Annotated in this window: 14 protein-coding genes; 8 read left to right on the top strand and 6 right to left on the bottom strand. The window is 44.4% G+C overall.

Translation table 11 applies throughout. The annotated features are described in order from the left end of the window. Positions 1 to 513: 513 nt before the first annotated feature. Positions 514 to 1,551 carry a UDP-glucose 4-epimerase GalE gene (gene galE, locus FYJ73_RS12755; RefSeq protein ID WP_154535111.1) on the bottom strand — a complete coding sequence of 346 codons (1,038 nt, stop codon included), beginning with the start codon at positions 1,549 to 1,551 and terminating at the stop codon, positions 514 to 516. A gap of 284 nt (positions 1,552 to 1,835) precedes the next feature. On the opposite strand from galE, the gene FYJ73_RS12750 reads away from it, so the two are divergent. The 6 genes from FYJ73_RS12750 to FYJ73_RS12730 all read left to right on the top strand — a co-directional run bounded on the left by FYJ73_RS12750 (position 1,836) and on the right by FYJ73_RS12730 (position 6,445). Then, the gene (locus FYJ73_RS12750) at positions 1,836 to 2,282 is read left to right on the top strand and encodes a hypothetical protein (RefSeq protein ID WP_336509612.1); all 447 of its coding nucleotides are present in this window, start codon (positions 1,836 to 1,838) and stop codon (positions 2,280 to 2,282) included. After that, on the top strand, positions 2,279 to 3,220 hold the full coding sequence (locus tag FYJ73_RS12745; RefSeq protein ID WP_154535109.1) for a glycosyltransferase family 2 protein: 942 nt from the start codon (positions 2,279 to 2,281) through the stop codon (positions 3,218 to 3,220). The genes FYJ73_RS12750 and FYJ73_RS12745 overlap by 4 nt, the downstream gene beginning before the upstream one ends. Further along, positions 3,190 to 4,137 (top strand): glycosyltransferase family 2 protein, encoded by a 948-nt coding sequence (locus FYJ73_RS12740; protein ID WP_154535108.1) that lies wholly within the window; start codon positions 3,190 to 3,192, stop codon positions 4,135 to 4,137. The genes FYJ73_RS12745 and FYJ73_RS12740 overlap by 31 nt, the downstream gene beginning before the upstream one ends. A gap of 1 nt (position 4,138) precedes the next feature. Continuing rightward, complete coding sequence (locus FYJ73_RS12735) at positions 4,139 to 5,254, top strand: glycosyltransferase family protein (RefSeq protein WP_154535107.1); 1,116 nt, start codon at positions 4,139 to 4,141, stop codon at positions 5,252 to 5,254. 9 nt (positions 5,255 to 5,263) lie between these two features. Further along, a complete protein-coding gene (locus FYJ73_RS15975) occupies positions 5,264 to 5,557 on the top strand; it encodes a hypothetical protein (RefSeq protein ID WP_235899367.1) in 294 nt (97 codons plus the stop codon). Positions 5,558 to 5,626: 69 nt separating this feature from the next. Beyond that, positions 5,627 to 6,445, top strand: coding sequence for a hypothetical protein (locus tag FYJ73_RS12730; protein ID WP_154535106.1), 819 nt, complete (start codon positions 5,627 to 5,629; stop codon positions 6,443 to 6,445). 89 nt (positions 6,446 to 6,534) lie between these two features. Here the strand turns inward: FYJ73_RS12730 and FYJ73_RS12725 are convergent, their stop codons facing one another. The 3 genes from FYJ73_RS12725 to FYJ73_RS12715 form a co-directional block, all read right to left on the bottom strand. Next, on the bottom strand, positions 6,535 to 9,084 hold the full coding sequence (locus tag FYJ73_RS12725) for an ATP-dependent helicase (RefSeq protein ID WP_154535105.1): 2,550 nt from the start codon (positions 9,082 to 9,084) through the stop codon (positions 6,535 to 6,537). A 25-nt stretch (positions 9,085 to 9,109) separates the two neighbouring features. Continuing rightward, a complete protein-coding gene (gene mtgA, locus FYJ73_RS12720; protein WP_154535104.1) occupies positions 9,110 to 9,829 on the bottom strand; it encodes a monofunctional biosynthetic peptidoglycan transglycosylase in 720 nt (239 codons plus the stop codon). A 95-nt stretch (positions 9,830 to 9,924) separates the two neighbouring features. Then, positions 9,925 to 10,593, bottom strand: coding sequence for an OmpA family protein (locus FYJ73_RS12715; RefSeq protein ID WP_154535103.1), 669 nt, complete (start codon positions 10,591 to 10,593; stop codon positions 9,925 to 9,927). A 195-nt stretch (positions 10,594 to 10,788) separates the two neighbouring features. Between FYJ73_RS12715 and proS the strand changes: the two genes are divergently transcribed. Further along, positions 10,789 to 12,270 carry a proline--tRNA ligase gene (gene proS / locus FYJ73_RS12710; RefSeq protein WP_154535102.1) on the top strand — a complete coding sequence of 494 codons (1,482 nt, stop codon included), beginning with the start codon at positions 10,789 to 10,791 and terminating at the stop codon, positions 12,268 to 12,270. 117 nt (positions 12,271 to 12,387) lie between these two features. Here proS and FYJ73_RS12705 read toward each other — a convergent pair whose 3' ends face one another. Then, entirely contained in the window at positions 12,388 to 12,990 is a 603-nt protein-coding gene (locus FYJ73_RS12705) for a riboflavin synthase (RefSeq protein ID WP_154535101.1), read from the bottom strand. Between the two features lie 392 nt (positions 12,991 to 13,382). Between FYJ73_RS12705 and FYJ73_RS12700 the strand changes: the two genes are divergently transcribed. Then, a complete protein-coding gene (locus FYJ73_RS12700; RefSeq protein WP_154535100.1) occupies positions 13,383 to 14,339 on the top strand; it encodes an esterase-like activity of phytase family protein in 957 nt (318 codons plus the stop codon). On the opposite strand, the gene FYJ73_RS12695 is transcribed toward FYJ73_RS12700, so the two are convergent. After that, positions 14,268 to 15,041: an ABC transporter permease gene (locus tag FYJ73_RS12695; protein ID WP_154535099.1), complete on the bottom strand. Its 774-nt coding sequence runs from the start codon at positions 15,039 to 15,041 to the stop codon at positions 14,268 to 14,270. The genes FYJ73_RS12700 and FYJ73_RS12695 overlap by 72 nt on opposite strands. Positions 15,042 to 15,043 lie beyond the last annotated feature (2 nt).

The following is a 15,043-nucleotide window of genomic DNA, read 5'->3' as shown; positions in this document are numbered from 1 at the left end:
TGGCGTTTCTTGTGTACGAACATGATGCAAAGATAGCTTGCGCCACCCAAAAATTCAAATACAAAGTGTCACTTTATTGATTTTTAATGATTTACGGCCGTTAACGGCTATTAACGTGGAAAACAGGACTATACAACTTGGCCCTTGTTTTGCCGCTTTTGGCTTAACAGGGGCTTTTTTCCGTAGAAATATATTAATTGGTGTCCTAACTATAGGTCAAAACTTCTTCGGCTGATAACGGCATTGAGGTAAAAGTATTCTTCATACCACCATTACATTCTAACATCACAGATTAGCGAAATTATTCTCATGCAGATAACATTTTTCTTCATCAGACAAAAATGCGGCATGATTAACCCTCATAAAACGAATACAGTCACTATAAAAAAGATGAGGCCCCGACTCACGCCGGAACCTCACAACAACACAAACACAAAATTGCGGGATCTAAGTCACCGCTATAAATCGAAATATGATAAGAGAGATTAAAATGATCTTCTACTCAAAAGTGTCTTACATGACACCGTCTTCTCGCAACTTCAGCTGCCATTTCCAAGCAGAGCGCAAGACATCATCGAGCGGTGTTTCCGCTTTCCACCCCAAAACATTGTTGGCTTTGGTGCAGTCGCCCCAAATCTTTTCAATGTCACCTTCACGCCGCGGGCCGTATTTCCAATTGAGCTTCACACCGGTTGCCTTTTCAAAGGTTTCAACGATCTCCAATGTCGAATTACCATGTCCAGTGCCGATATTGAAGTAATCGATAGGCTCGGCATTCTGATCCAGCACACGAGCCATTGCTGCGACATGGGCTTTAGCCAGATCAACAACATAGATATAGTCACGGATACAAGTGCCGTCGGGAGTATTGTAGTCATTCCCGAAGATGGTCAACTGCTCCCGGATGCCTATGGCTGTTTGAGTGACATAAGGGATCAGATTGGCGGGCACGCCATTAGGCAATTCTCCAATCAGCGCAGAAGGATGAGCACCGATAGGATTGAAATATCTCAGGATGATGCTTTTGATGTTGGCACCACTATGTATATAATCATAAATAATTTGCTCGTTGATCTCCTTGGTGTTGCCGTATGGAGAAGTTGCCTTTTGATGAGGCGCATTTTCTGTAACGGGCAAGTTCTCCGGCTTTGGTTGACCATAAACGGTACAACTTGAAGAGAAGATGATACCTTTGACATCATATTTGGGCATGAGCTCCAAAAGGTTGATGAGAGATACTATATTGTTGCGATAATACAGTAAAGGCTTATGGACACTCTCCCCTACTGCTTTACTTGCTGCGAAATGGATAATTCCCTCAATATCAGGATGTTTCTTAAACACTTCTTCAGTAGCCTGCTTATCACGCAAGTCTACCTTTTCGAAATCTGGACGCACGCCTGTAATCTTTTCGATACCATCCAGTACTTTGATATTTGAATTAGAGAGGTCGTCAACAATAACAACTTTATATCCTGCCTCTATTAATTCAACTGTAGTATGAGATCCAATAAATCCCATGCCACCAGTCACTAAAATCGTTTGCTTCATGTCCATAGATATTATGTGCTCAGATATTTTTTGCAAAGATAATATTTTTATTTGGAATAATCTCAATTGTTTTCTAAAATATTTCAAAAGTCTATTGTATTTCCATATATTTCTTCACAAAGTGGAAAAATAATAAGGTATTACGGCACATAGTGATTATTGTACAGATGGATGTTTCTACATATATTCTGTACAGATTCAGAAAGTTTTTAGTAATCTTCGCTCAAATACCATTTTTTTTGTGTAAGTTTGCAGAAACAAAACATGTAAAGATAACAGCAATGATAAAGGCAACAGAACAAACGACACAACAACTTGACCGATTCTTCCGCAAGGTGGCAGAAAAGTTTCCATCGCAATGTGACAATGCTATTATGACCGACATTCACGTGCGGACCAATCAGGAGACAGGTGAGCTTACTGCTTTTGACGATGACGATCAAGAGATAACAAGGTGTGTGGTAGAACAATGGATCAACCAGAAAGACGAGGACTTTTATGACGGTGTCACGCTCATCCTCAGACGCTATCTGAAGAAGAATCATTGCAATGTGGAGTCAATGGGTATACTGAAGCCTTACAGCATCGTGTTGGAAAATGAGGACAAGGAGCATATTGCTGAGCTTTTTGTAGCTGATGACGACACTGTGATTGTCGGTGGAGATATCATGAAAGGCCTGGATGAAGATTTAAACGCTTTCTTCAAGGAATTAATGAAAGACACAAAATGAAACTGAGCATCATCATACCCGTTTATCAGACACAAAGCACGCTGAAAAGATGTGTGGACAGCATTTTGACACAAGATTTTCGTGACTGGCAGATGATCCTTGTAGATGATGCTTCAACAGACGGAAGCGCAAAGACATGTGAGAACTATGCGAAGAGAGAAGGCCGTATTCAGCACATCAGGCTGAAACGAAACAGTGGGTTGAGTGCTGCACGCAACGCCGGTCTTTCGAAAGCGAAGGGTGACTATATCATGTTTGTGGACAGTGATGACTATTTAGCATCTGACACATTAAAGGAGCTGATGGAGCAACTTTCCATCCATCCGGATTACGACATGCTGGAATTTCCCCTTTATCGCCACTTCGGCTCACCACGGCAGAGACGGGTCACCTTCCCCCGGCGTGAATACACTTTCAATGCTGTCTACTGGCTGGAGACAAAAGCATGGCAGCACACTTATGCATGTAACAAAGTCTACAAGCGAGAAGTGTGGCAAAATGTGAGATTTCCGGAAGGCAGAACATTTGAGGACACTTTTACGTTACCTCAAGTACTGCGTCACTGTAACCGAGTAGCAACCACAGACATAGGATTATATTACTACACCTTCAATCCCAATGGCATCACGCAAAGGGCGGGAGCCAAGGATCTCAACAGTCTTCTTGACGGCAATCTGATCATGCTTCGTCGAATGGCAGCCGACAAAAGAGCAAAACAAAAAGTAAAAGAGTATGATCGGCTGATGGCCGACTACTATGCTGATGTGCTGAACATTCAGTTGGATGTCTTCCGCTCAACGGGTAAAATTCGCCAAGATTTTCCGATCCTTCCCTATCATAATACTATAAAATTGAAAGTTCTCCACTTGTTGGGGCTTAAAACACTCTGCAAGATACATAAATTAGTATGCCGAAACCACTCGTCAGCTTCATTATAACCACGTATAATCTTCCGGTGACACTTTTGGAGGAATGTCTGCACAGTATATTATCCTTATCACTCAGTGAGGATGAAAGAGAGATTATACTCATTGATGACGGATCGGACAGATCGCCGATTGACTTTCTGTCGAAGAAAAATGCACTTATGTATATACGACAAGCCAATCAGGGTCTTTCGGTAGCCCGGAATCATGGACTGCAATGGGCGAATGGAGAATATATTCAGTTTGTCGATGGTGATGACTATTTGGTAACTGCTCCATACGAACATTGTCTTGACTTTGTGCGTTACGAACGGCCTGACATGGTGTTTTTCCACATGACATCCAGCAACTGTGCTGATACTGCTTTTTCTGCGCCACAGCCAGTGAGTGGATGTGAATATATGACGGAAAAGAATATAAGAGCGGCCGCGTGGGGATACATTTTCCGAAAAGACGTATTGGGAGACTTGAAGTTTACATCTGGCATTTATCATGAAGACGAAGAGTTTACTCCACAACTGTTACTACGCAGCAAACGCGTTTTCGACACCAATGCGCCGGCTTATTACTATCGTCAGCGAACAGGATCCATTACCCACAGTACAGATACAAAGATCATCGACAAAAGATTAGAAGACATCCTTCAAGTAATTGTGCACCTCAAACGCATATCAAGTCAATTGCCGGCAAAAAGCAAAAAAGCCTTGGAACGTCGCGTGGCTCAGCTTACGATGGACTATCTCTATCAAATCATCGTGCAAACGCAAAGCAGACAGAGACTGGACGCTGCCATCGACATCTTGCAGGAAATGGAGCTCTACCCCCTACCCGACCGTCAATACACTCGCAAATACACTTTGTTTCGAAAGCTGATAAGTTCTCATTGGGGAAGACAGTTACTTGTGAGAGGCTTAAAAGTAAAACGATAAGATGAAGATTCTTCTGATAGGTGAATACAGCAATGTCCATAACACATTGGCAGAGGGGCTGAGGATGCTCGGTCATAAAGTGGTAGTAGCCAGCAACGGCGACTTTTGGAAGAACTATCCGAGAGACATAGACTTCAGTCGTAACCCTGGATTTGCTGGTACTTTGAGTTTTGCTGCCAGACTTATTAACGCGCTGCCTCATATGAGAGGGTATGATGTGGTGCAAATCATCAATCCAATGTTCCTGGAGCTCAAGGCTGAGAAAATATTACCCATCTACCGTTATCTGCGGCGAAACAACGGGAAAGTTGTGATGGGTGCTTATGGAATGGATTACTATTGGGTGCATGAAAATGTCACCAAAATGCCGTTGAGATACAGCGACTTCAACATTGGTGATCACCTGCGCACTGATGATGACGCTATGAAGGAACGGGCAGACTGGCTTGACACCCCCAAAGGGCATCTAAATCAATATATCGCCCACGACTGTGATGCTATCGTAGCGGGACTCTATGAGTATTGGGCTTGTTACCAGCCCTTGTTTCCCGACAAGACATTTTTTATTCCGTTCCCTATCAAGCAGAAGAGTCCCAAGGATAAAGCAGACTACCAAGCTCATCTGCCCTTAAAGATATTCATCGGTATTAGCAAACAAAGAAGTGCATATAAGGGGACTGATATCATGCTGGAAGCAGCCAAAAGGCTCAAACGGAATTACCCTAAGAAAGTTTCGCTCTCGGTTGTCTGTGGAGTACCTTTCCAGAAATATACTCAGATGATGAACGATGCTGACGTGATCCTCGATCAGCTCTATAGCTATACTCCCGCAATGAACGGGCTTGAGGCGATGTTACGGGGAATTATCTGTGTAGGAGGCGGCGAACCGGAAAACTACGATATTCTCGGCGAAAAGCGTCTGCGACCAATTATCAATACAGAGCCAAACGAAAACAGTGTCTACAATGCTCTGGAGCAACTCATTAGTCATCCCGAAATGATAACAGCCCTCAAAGAGCAGAGTATCCTATACATAAGGAAACATCACGACTATCTACAAGTAGCCAAGAGATATGAGAATCTTTATCAAGAATTGATAGAAAATCCAAAAGAATAGTCATAGCCTATGGCACATATCATCAAATATAAATGTGAATCCTGCGGTTACGAGGCTGATGTCTACGAAGGCCGCGGATTCATGGGACAACATATAGAAATGATCACTTGTCCGGATTGCAAAACGATTCAACCTTTGGTTGTGGGGGGTGTCATCGCTGACTCAGCCCCCTCCTTCACGTCCTTGGCGGGCAGGCTCTGTCTCAATTGCGGAAGCAGTCATATCAAGCCTTGGAACAAGCAAACATGCCCCAAATGTGGAAAAACAATGCATCCGACAGATAACATTAAGTTTTGGACATAAATTATTTATTGATTTTGTTTGCTTATTAGGAATTTAATGTTACTTTTGCACCGTATAACATCAATGACCATGAAAGACAAAAAAGCAATTACTGTTAAGACATTATCCAAGAGTAATGTTTGGGATTTGCAAGAGAATGATATCTTCCGACTTTTGGAGGCTGTCGAAAAAGACGCAGATCTCAAAGAAAATATGCGCCATTATACCGACATTATCAAGACTGCCTTTGATATTGAGGAAATAAAAGTGGATAAGCCCGAGATCATCAAGAAGTATGAGGACCGCGGCTTTAAGGTTTCCCAAATCGGCAAGCCAGAAGACAATCATCCCAAACTCGCTATCAAGAAACGTCCGATCTTGAGAGTGACAGACTTGACCTACGAAAACATCCGCCATATCTCCGCCTCCAAGCTCATCGAAGTCTTGGAGCGCAACTTCGGTGGAGGTTGGGAGTCTCTGTCCCAAAGTATCCAGGACGTCATCGAGAGCGGATTTGACATCTCCACTACGACGCTACCCAAGGATCGCTTGCATAAGCCGGGCGGTCTCTATGAAAAGAAAGTCAATGACGGATTTGAGGTTTTGGAAATCCCTAAAGGCCTTTGGATTGAGGCTATCTTCGCCAAAGAAAAGCCTGAGGCCGTAGCTGCTCCGAGCTTCCTTGCTGAAGAAGATAGTGAAAAAGACGAAGAGGCTAATAAGGACTTGGAAAATACAGACGGCGAGGAAGAGGATATTGATGACGACAACTTCAAGCAGGATGATGACGACGACGATACTTTCGATGATGAAAAACTCACAGAAGAGAGCTATCGCACTACGTACGAGACAAGTCCCGATGAACTCAACCTCGAAGCTGAGGATATCAGCGAAGATGAAGATTATTAAATGTTACTGTGTAGGAAGCATTGTATTCCGAGAGTAGCTTAATATCATTTGTCCTCCTTTCCAATGTCGGGAAGGAGGACAATTTTTGTTTATATAGAAAGCACTTTGAACTTTGCGAATCTCAGAAGCAACACCTTCGTCGAGGTTTCTTCAAAGTCGATAGTAGCCTTACAGTTTTCTCCACTACCTTCTATTTTCGTCACTTGCCCTTTGCCAAAACGAGAATGAAGGATGACAGAGCCAACTTTGATACCATAATTGCTCGCGTCATTATTGCTGGATTTAGCATGTATGCAATTCGCGTTGCCCTCGTCAGAAGAACTAATGGCGCAGCCTCCGTTAGTCATTGCCTTTGCCACTCTTTTGAAATTTCCTTTTTGCCGAAGTTGCTGTTCAAAAGAAGCCGAGAACGGATTTATAGCCCGTTCTGCTCTATGAGGCTTAGTGATCTTTGGCTGCGGGTCAGCCATAAACTGCCCTGCTACGGGGCGTGAATTCTGCATACGGCTACTGTAACGGGGATACTCGTCGCCCCAAGGATGACTTCCAGTATAAGGCTTATTGATTTCGTAGTCGTCGTCATCCCATGGCTTTCTGTTCCATCCGCCATGATTGCGTATTGTTGCTCCGCCATCTTCCGCACGTATAGTCAGATATTTTGGATCAATATCATCAAGAAAGCGACTCTTTCTGACGCAAGGATCCATTTTACCAAAGAGCCAACGGGTGTGTGCCCAAGAAAGATAACAGTGGTGCTCAGCGCGCGTAATAGCCACGTAGAGTAAGCGACGCTCTTCCTCTAATCCTCGCTGACTGTCTGCTGACATCAGACTTGGGAAAATGTTTTCTTCCATGCCGACGATGAAAACCGTTCCAAACTCCAAGCCTTTCGCAGAATGGATGGTCATCAATGTCATCTTGTCACTGGACGAGTCGTCGTTATCCATGTCGGTCAACAGAGATACTGTAGAAAGATAGTCGCTCAACAATTCGTGGTCATCAAGTCCTTGCTCTTGCTGCGATTGCACAAAGTCGGCAATGCCGGAAGTGAGGCTGTCTATGTTCTCGCGTTTACTTTCGCCTTCGGGTGTCTTGTCGGCATCAAGGTCAGCTTTCATACCACTGCGCTCCAGAATTTCTTTACTCAGCGCTAATGCGTCACTCGCCCCCCGTTTGTCAATAAACGACTGTATCAATTGCCTGAAAGCATCGAGTTTCGAAAGTGCACCACGATTGACGGACAATCCATATTGCCCCGGATGACAAATTGTCTCCCAAAGACTTATACCGTTTTGCTGTGCCGTTGCGACAATCTTCTGCACTGTGGTATTACCAATTCCACGTGTTGGATAATTGATGATTCGGCGAAAAGCCTCTTCGTCATCGGAGTTGACAACAAGTCGGAAATATGCCAATGCGTCTTTTATCTCCTTGCGCTGATAGAAGCTAACCCCTCCGAACACACGATAGCAATTGGCCATCCCCATTTCTGGGCTATGCATTTGTTCCTCGAAAAGACGACTTTGAGCATTGGTCCGGTAAAGAATGGCAAAATCGCTCCAGTGGCAATGTTCTTGAGCCTTGATGCGCTTGATTTCCCGACAGACCAATGCCGCCTCCCGTTTGTCTGACTGAGTCTCGAGAATAGTCAGTTTGTCTCCTTCCTCATTCTCGCTATAGACGTTTTTCTCAATTTGCCGCTGATTGTGTTTCATCAGCGAGTTAGCAGCTGCTACTATCAGACGTGAGGAACGATAGTTGCGTTCCAATTTGAACACCTTAGCATGCTCATATCGGGAGGAGAAGTTAAGTATATTATCGATTTTGGCACCACGGAAGGCATAGATACTCTGATAGTCATCACCGACAACACATACGCGCTGCCGCTCCTTTGTCAATTGCCAAAGGATTTGCTGCTGGACAAAGTTTGTGTCTTGATACTCATCGACCAATACATATTCAAAACGAGTGGCATATTTCTGTCGAATGTCATCGTGATTCTGAAACAGTTCATGGGTCAGCATCAGCAGATCATCAAAATCCATGGCGTTGGCCTGATGAAGGCGCTGTTGATAGGCAAGATAGATCTTGCAGACTTCCGGCATGTTTTTTTGTCTGTCTTGCTCTATGCGACTGCCATCATTACTATATTGTTCAGCAGTACACAAGTCGTTCTTAGCTCGGGAGATAGCTTTGTGTACCTCAGCAGGCTTGTATTTTTTATCATCAAGTTCCATCTGCTTGACGATATTTTTTATTAAGGATCTGGAGTCGGTCTCGTCATAGATAGTAAATCCTGATTGAAAACCAATGTATTGAGCTTCCACTCGCAAAATATGAGAGAAGACAGAGTGAAAAGTCCCCATCTGAAGATAACGCGCCCGTTCATCTCCCACCAGTTGAGCGATACGAGACTTCATCTCGTTGGCAGCTTTATTGGTAAAAGTAAGAGCTAAAATCGTCCACGGCTTGAGTTGCTCGTGTTCCAATAACCACGCTATTTTATAAGTGAGTACACGGGTCTTTCCCGATCCGGCTCCCGCAACGACCAGCTCAGGTCCATCATCATATACAACAGCCTGACGCTGGACATCATTGAGTTGGGAAAGGATATTCTGTTCTTCTTGGGTCATAGTCATATGTTTGGACAAGTGTGATGAATATTCAACGATAAGTGGATCCTACCGCAGTCCTTGGATCGTAGTCTTCACCCTCCTTAGGGAAAGACGGTATATAGCGCATATTAGCCATGATTTGCCGTTGACGCAGACGCATATATCCACTTGGATATTTCGAAGAGAATTTGCGGGGATTAGGGAGAGTTGCAGCTATCAGGGCACAGTCCGCACGCGACAGGTCTTTTGCGTCTTTTCCAAAATTGTAGTTGGCGCATGCTTCTACCCCATATATGCCGTTGCCCATCTCAATGCTGTTGAGATAGACTTCCATGATACGCTGCTTACTCCAAAAGAGCTCGATGAGCGCAGTGAAGTAAACTTCAAATCCCTTTCTAACCCACGACCGCCCCGGCCAGAGAAACACGTTCTTGGCAGTCTGTTGTGAGATAGTACTGGCACCGAACTTTTTTCCATGCTTGTGCTTGAGGTTGCGCTCGGCAGCATTACCAATGGCATTGAAGTCAAAGCCATGATGCAAGAGGAAACGACTATCCTCACTTGACATCACTGCCACTGGCATATGAGGAGACATCTCTTCAAGAGGTATCCATTGATGATGCATCGTCAGACTGCCATTTTGAAAACAGCGGATAACCATCAGCGGTGTGATGTAGACCGGAATGAAACGATAGGCAATGACAGCCAATATTGAGGATGCAAAGAAAAGGCTGACACCCCAACGAAGGATTTTCTTGAATCTATTCATGCCAAAAGGGGGATGCCGACCCTTGATGAGCCTGCATCCCCTATTTATTTATTCTGCAAATGATATTGCAAAAAACAATATTCTTTGTTATTAACTTATTTCAGCGTTCCGTTCTCGGCCTTCTGCACCATTTCAGGGCTGGCATAGAGATAAACTTCTACACGGCGGTTCTCAGGTGCGACGGTCTTGTCGACAACTGGATTCTGACTGCCGTAGCCGGCAACATTCTTGAACTGGTTGGAAGAGACTCCCTGAGAAACCAAGTAGCTGCTCACAGCCTGTGCACGAGACTGACTCAATGGCACATTGATCTTGTCACCACCTGTAGCATCTGTGTAGCCTTGAATGTCTACAAGACAGTCGGTGTTGTTCTTCAAGACAGTAGCAAAGTTGGCCAAATCCTTCTTTGCTGCAGCACGCAGTGTAGACTTGCTCAGGTCGAACTGAAGGCCACTGTCAAAAGTAAGCTTTACAGCTTTCAGTCCATTGGCATCTGTAACTTCCTCGACTTTAGCGTTCTGCACTTTAGCTGCAGCTTCTGCCTTTACTTTGTCCATATGACGGCCAATGATAGCACCGGTACCAGCGCCAACAGCACCACCAATGGCGGCACCTACAGCTGTGTTGCCTGCAATCTTACCGACAATTGCGCCTAAAGCGGCACCTGCGCCGGTACCAATCAATGCGCCATTGCCCTGACTTGTGCCACAGCTGGTGATGGTCAGCATGCACAATCCCATTGTTGCTAATGTAATCTTCTTCATATCAATTGTGTTTTAAATTTTGTTGGTTGATCTTTTTCTATTGCAAAGGTAACTCTTTTTTCGCTTTGTGCGAGAGCTATCCGATATTTTTTTCGTAACTTTGTGGCAAAATTAAGTAAATAATAAATTTTGCAGGGAGGAAAATGCCTATCTTGCTATAGGCAATTCCCTATTCTGCTCAGATCAACTATTAAAATGGCTAAAGAACTGAAAGAATTGACCAAGCGGGCTGACAACTATAGTCAGTGGTACAACGACTTGGTGATGAAGGCAGACCTGGCTGAGACTGCGCCGGTGCGTGGCTGTATGATTATCAAGCCTTATGGCTATGCAATCTGGGAAAAGATGCAAGCTGTGCTCGATAAGATGTTTAAAAAGCAAGGAGTACAGAATGCCTATTTCCCATTGCTTATCCCGAAGAGTTTCTTTGCTCGTGAGGCTGAGCACGTAAAGGGCTTCGCCAAAGAAAGTGCCGTGGTTACCCATTATCGACTGAAGACCAGTGACGATGGTAAGGATATCATTGTGGATCCAGCCGCAAAGCTCGATGAGGAGCTGATCATCCGTCCTACTTCAGAGACAATGATCTGGCATACCTATAAAAATTGGATTCACTCTTGGCGTGATCTGCCAATCATGTGTAACCAATGGTGCAACGTGATGCGCTGGGAAATGCGTACGCGTCCTTTCCTGCGTACTTCCGAATTCTTGTGGCAAGAAGGTCATACAGCCCACGCTACGTCTGAGGAAGCACAAGCTGAGGCTCAGAAGATGCTCAAAGTATATGCAGACTTTGTTGAGAATTGGATGGGCGTACCTGTTATCCAAGGCGTAAAGAGTGAGACAGAGCGCTTCGCTGGAGCATTGGAAACCTATACTATTGAGGCAATGATGCAAGACGGCAAGGCTCTGCAAAGTGGTACCAGTCACTTCCTGGGCCAAAACTTCGCAAAGAGTTTTGATGTTACCTTCCTGAACAAGGAAAATAAACCTGAGTATGTATGGGCTACTTCTTGGGGTGTTTCTACTCGTCTGATGGGTGCACTAATTATGGTTCACTCAGATGACAATGGACTGGTGTTGCCCCCGAAGTTGGCTCCTATTCAGGTTGTCATTGTACCTATTACGAAGAATAAAGAGCAACTTGCAGCCATCACAGAGAAGCTTCAGCCCGTCATCGATAAGTTCGAAGAGTTAGGCATCAGCGTGAAGTATGATGACGCCGACAACAAACGCCCAGGATTTAAGTTCGCCGACTATGAACTCAAAGGCGTGCCAGTGAGACTGGTAATGGGTGGACGCGATCTGGAAAACAACACCATAGAGGTGATGCGACGTGACACTTTGGAAAAGGAGAACGTCAGCTTTGACGGTATCGTAGAGCGTGTGAAGAATCTGCTCGATGACATTCAGAAGAATGTCTTTGAAAAGGCCCGTAAATATCGCGACGCACACGTCTATGAATGTGATAACTACGAAGAATTTAAGGAGCGTATCAAAGATGGCGGTTTCTTCCTTTGTCACTGGGACGGCACAGCAGAGACAGAAGCCAAGATTAAGGAGGACACACAGGCTACTATCCGTTGCGTCCCCTTCGCTTATGAGCAGACACCGGGTGTTGACATGGTGAGTGGTAAGCCAGCCAAATATCGTGTCATTATTGCAAGAGCATACTAATTCCTAGTGCGCTATAACACAATTAAGCCTCATCCAACATTCTGGTGCCGGATGAGGCTTTTATCTTTTTAGAACGTAATGATGTCTTAGGATCCATCAAGGCAGAATCGATGAAAGTTATTCGAAATGTCTTAATCGGGCTATATATTTCCCTAAGATATCAAATTCAAGATTAACAACACTACCAACCTTTATATCCCGGAAGTTGGTGTTTTGCCGAGTATAAGGGATAATCGCCACGCGGAAGCTGTCGTCTGTAGGATCACACACAGTAAGAGAAACACCATTGACAGTAACAGAGCCTTTGTCGACAGTAAAGTAGCCGCGCCGCGCCATGTCCGGATTGTTGCGATACTTAAAGGTGAAATAAGCCGACCCGTCAGCATCTTCTATATTCGTACAGACAGCCGTCTCATCGACATGACCTTGGACGATGTGCCCATCAAGCCGTCCGTTCATCATCATTGAGCGCTCAACATTGACAGCATCACCAACTTTTAACAGTCCCAAATTGGATCGTTCCAATGTCTCTTTCATGGCAGTCACTGTGTAGCAGTCATTCTTTAAGTCTACCACCGTCAGACAAACGCCATTATGTGACACACTCTGGTCTATTTTCAGTTCATGCGTGAAAGAGCAGCTTAGTGTGAGATTTATATTTCCTTGATCTTGCGTGATAGCTTTGACAGTAGCCATCTCTTCTACTATACCACTAAACATAATTTGTCTCCTATATGTTATTTATGAATGTTACTTGTCCTAAGTTTATTGATAAGAATAAAAAAGGAGAATACGCGAGACCATTGCCTACGCGCCATTCTCCGTATGGAAAGGGGTTGCAACGATGATGTGATGAAAACTCCAGCTATAAAAGTTGTGGGCCCTCCCTGTCTTTGTAATCCACCGGCTTTACAGCTGTTGCTTTCGCAACATTGTGGCCCGCCATCAACAAGAGAAGATATCCCGGTTTTCATTGTAATTTGATGAGTATCCCGATCGAACCGAAACAACCCCTTATGGGTTTCTCCATTTCATCTGCAAATTTACAAGATTCATTTCATATCACCAAATATTCTGATGAAATTTGCGTTTATTAATGAAAGAATACGATTATGAGACGCACACTGATATTAATCCTACTGTTGCTGAGGCTTGCATCCGCACTATCGCAAATCTCCATTACGCTCAATCCTCAGCAACAATTCAAAGAAACGATCCCTGCCGGTAATTACAGTGGCATTGCTTGGTTGGGAGGCACACGATATGCTGTAGTTAGTGATAAAAGCGAGCATGACGGTTATTACGTTTTCGACATTCAACTTGATACTATAACGGGTGCCATACTATCTGCTAAGAACTTAGGATTCTATGGTTCTGAGAGACATGGGAGAGACGATGAAGACATAGCCTACTTACCTGATCGCTGTACTTTGATGATAAGTGGTGAAACTGACAACCATATCATTGAATTTGATCAACAAGGACGCTATACAGGACGTGCGACAGCATGGCCGGACTCTTTAGGAAAATTGCCTGAAAACGAAGGGTTGGAAGCTCTGACATATTGCAAGGAAAGCCACCATCTTTGGACATGCAACGAAACGGCACCAATAAGACTCCTCGAGATCGACAGTGTCATGAATGTCTGCCATGTCATTCCTTATAAGATGGATACAGCAAGCATATCACCGCATGAAGGTGCTTTCTACACATTTGGTGTACCGGCGTTGTGCGCTTTAAATGCTGACAGTCTTTTGGTACTTGAGCGTGAAGCCTACGTTCCCAAAATGAAGTTGGGAGCGTTTGTCAAATGTAAGTTGTTTTGCTACAACATTCTAACATCAAAAAAGACATTGCTCACACAGTGGCAGACAAACATGAAGATCTTCGACCACGGTTTCGCCAACTACGAAGGCATGTGCCTTGGCCCAAAGCTGACTGGGGGAAAACGTGTTGTGGTGTTGGTCGCAGATTCTCAAAACCAATATGCCGGCGTGTTACGAGACTGGCTGAAGACGGCTGTACTCGTCAAAGGTATAGCGACGGGCAAACCACAAAGAAATAAATAAAGAGGACATGGATCCCGAAAGGACTGCAAAGAAAAACATGAAGTTCAGTACTGCTGCTTTCATGACCGGCACTCCAGCCCAGATCAAAGCCAGCAGAAGTAAAGGGGATGCTGTGAGCATGGTGGTCGATATACGTCGAAGCACCCACAACGATGTACTTTGCAAAGAACGGTGGAAAAAAAATGCTACAGCCTGACGATGCGTGCAGCCATTACCCAACAAATAGTTGTAAAGAGCGGCATGATTCTTCAGTCCAACATAATATTGGCGAATGCCACGAATCATGTTAAACGATATAGAGCCAGACAGCAGGCAAACAATAGGAAGAAAATTCTGAGGCGAGAATGACTGTGGTAAGGGCGTAACTAAAATGGCAGATAAAGGAGCTAAGAACAGCATAACAACCAATAAGCCTGTGAGAGAAGGGATCAGCAACCGTCTCAATTTGAGGCAGAAATGTAGCAAAGCCCATATACATGTTACCGCAACTACGATGAATGCTGCCAATATGGTGAGCCAAAGATGATTTTGCCACATGACGAAGTCTAAGATGGCACCACAAATACCAATCAGCACCAGCAGACTGATGCTTCCCCTTAACAGTCTGTCACTAAGATTTAACTTCAGTATATTGTCCAATACAAATGGAATAACAAGCAACAAGATACAGAACAGAAGTTCGCCAAAGAATTGTAGACTCATGG

Source organism: Hallella mizrahii (assembly GCF_009695775.1).
Classification (GTDB): Bacteria; Bacteroidota; Bacteroidia; order Bacteroidales; family Bacteroidaceae; genus Prevotella; species Prevotella mizrahii.
The sequence above is the reverse complement of the archived record's forward strand: the minus strand, read 5'-3'. Positions and strand labels throughout refer to the sequence as shown.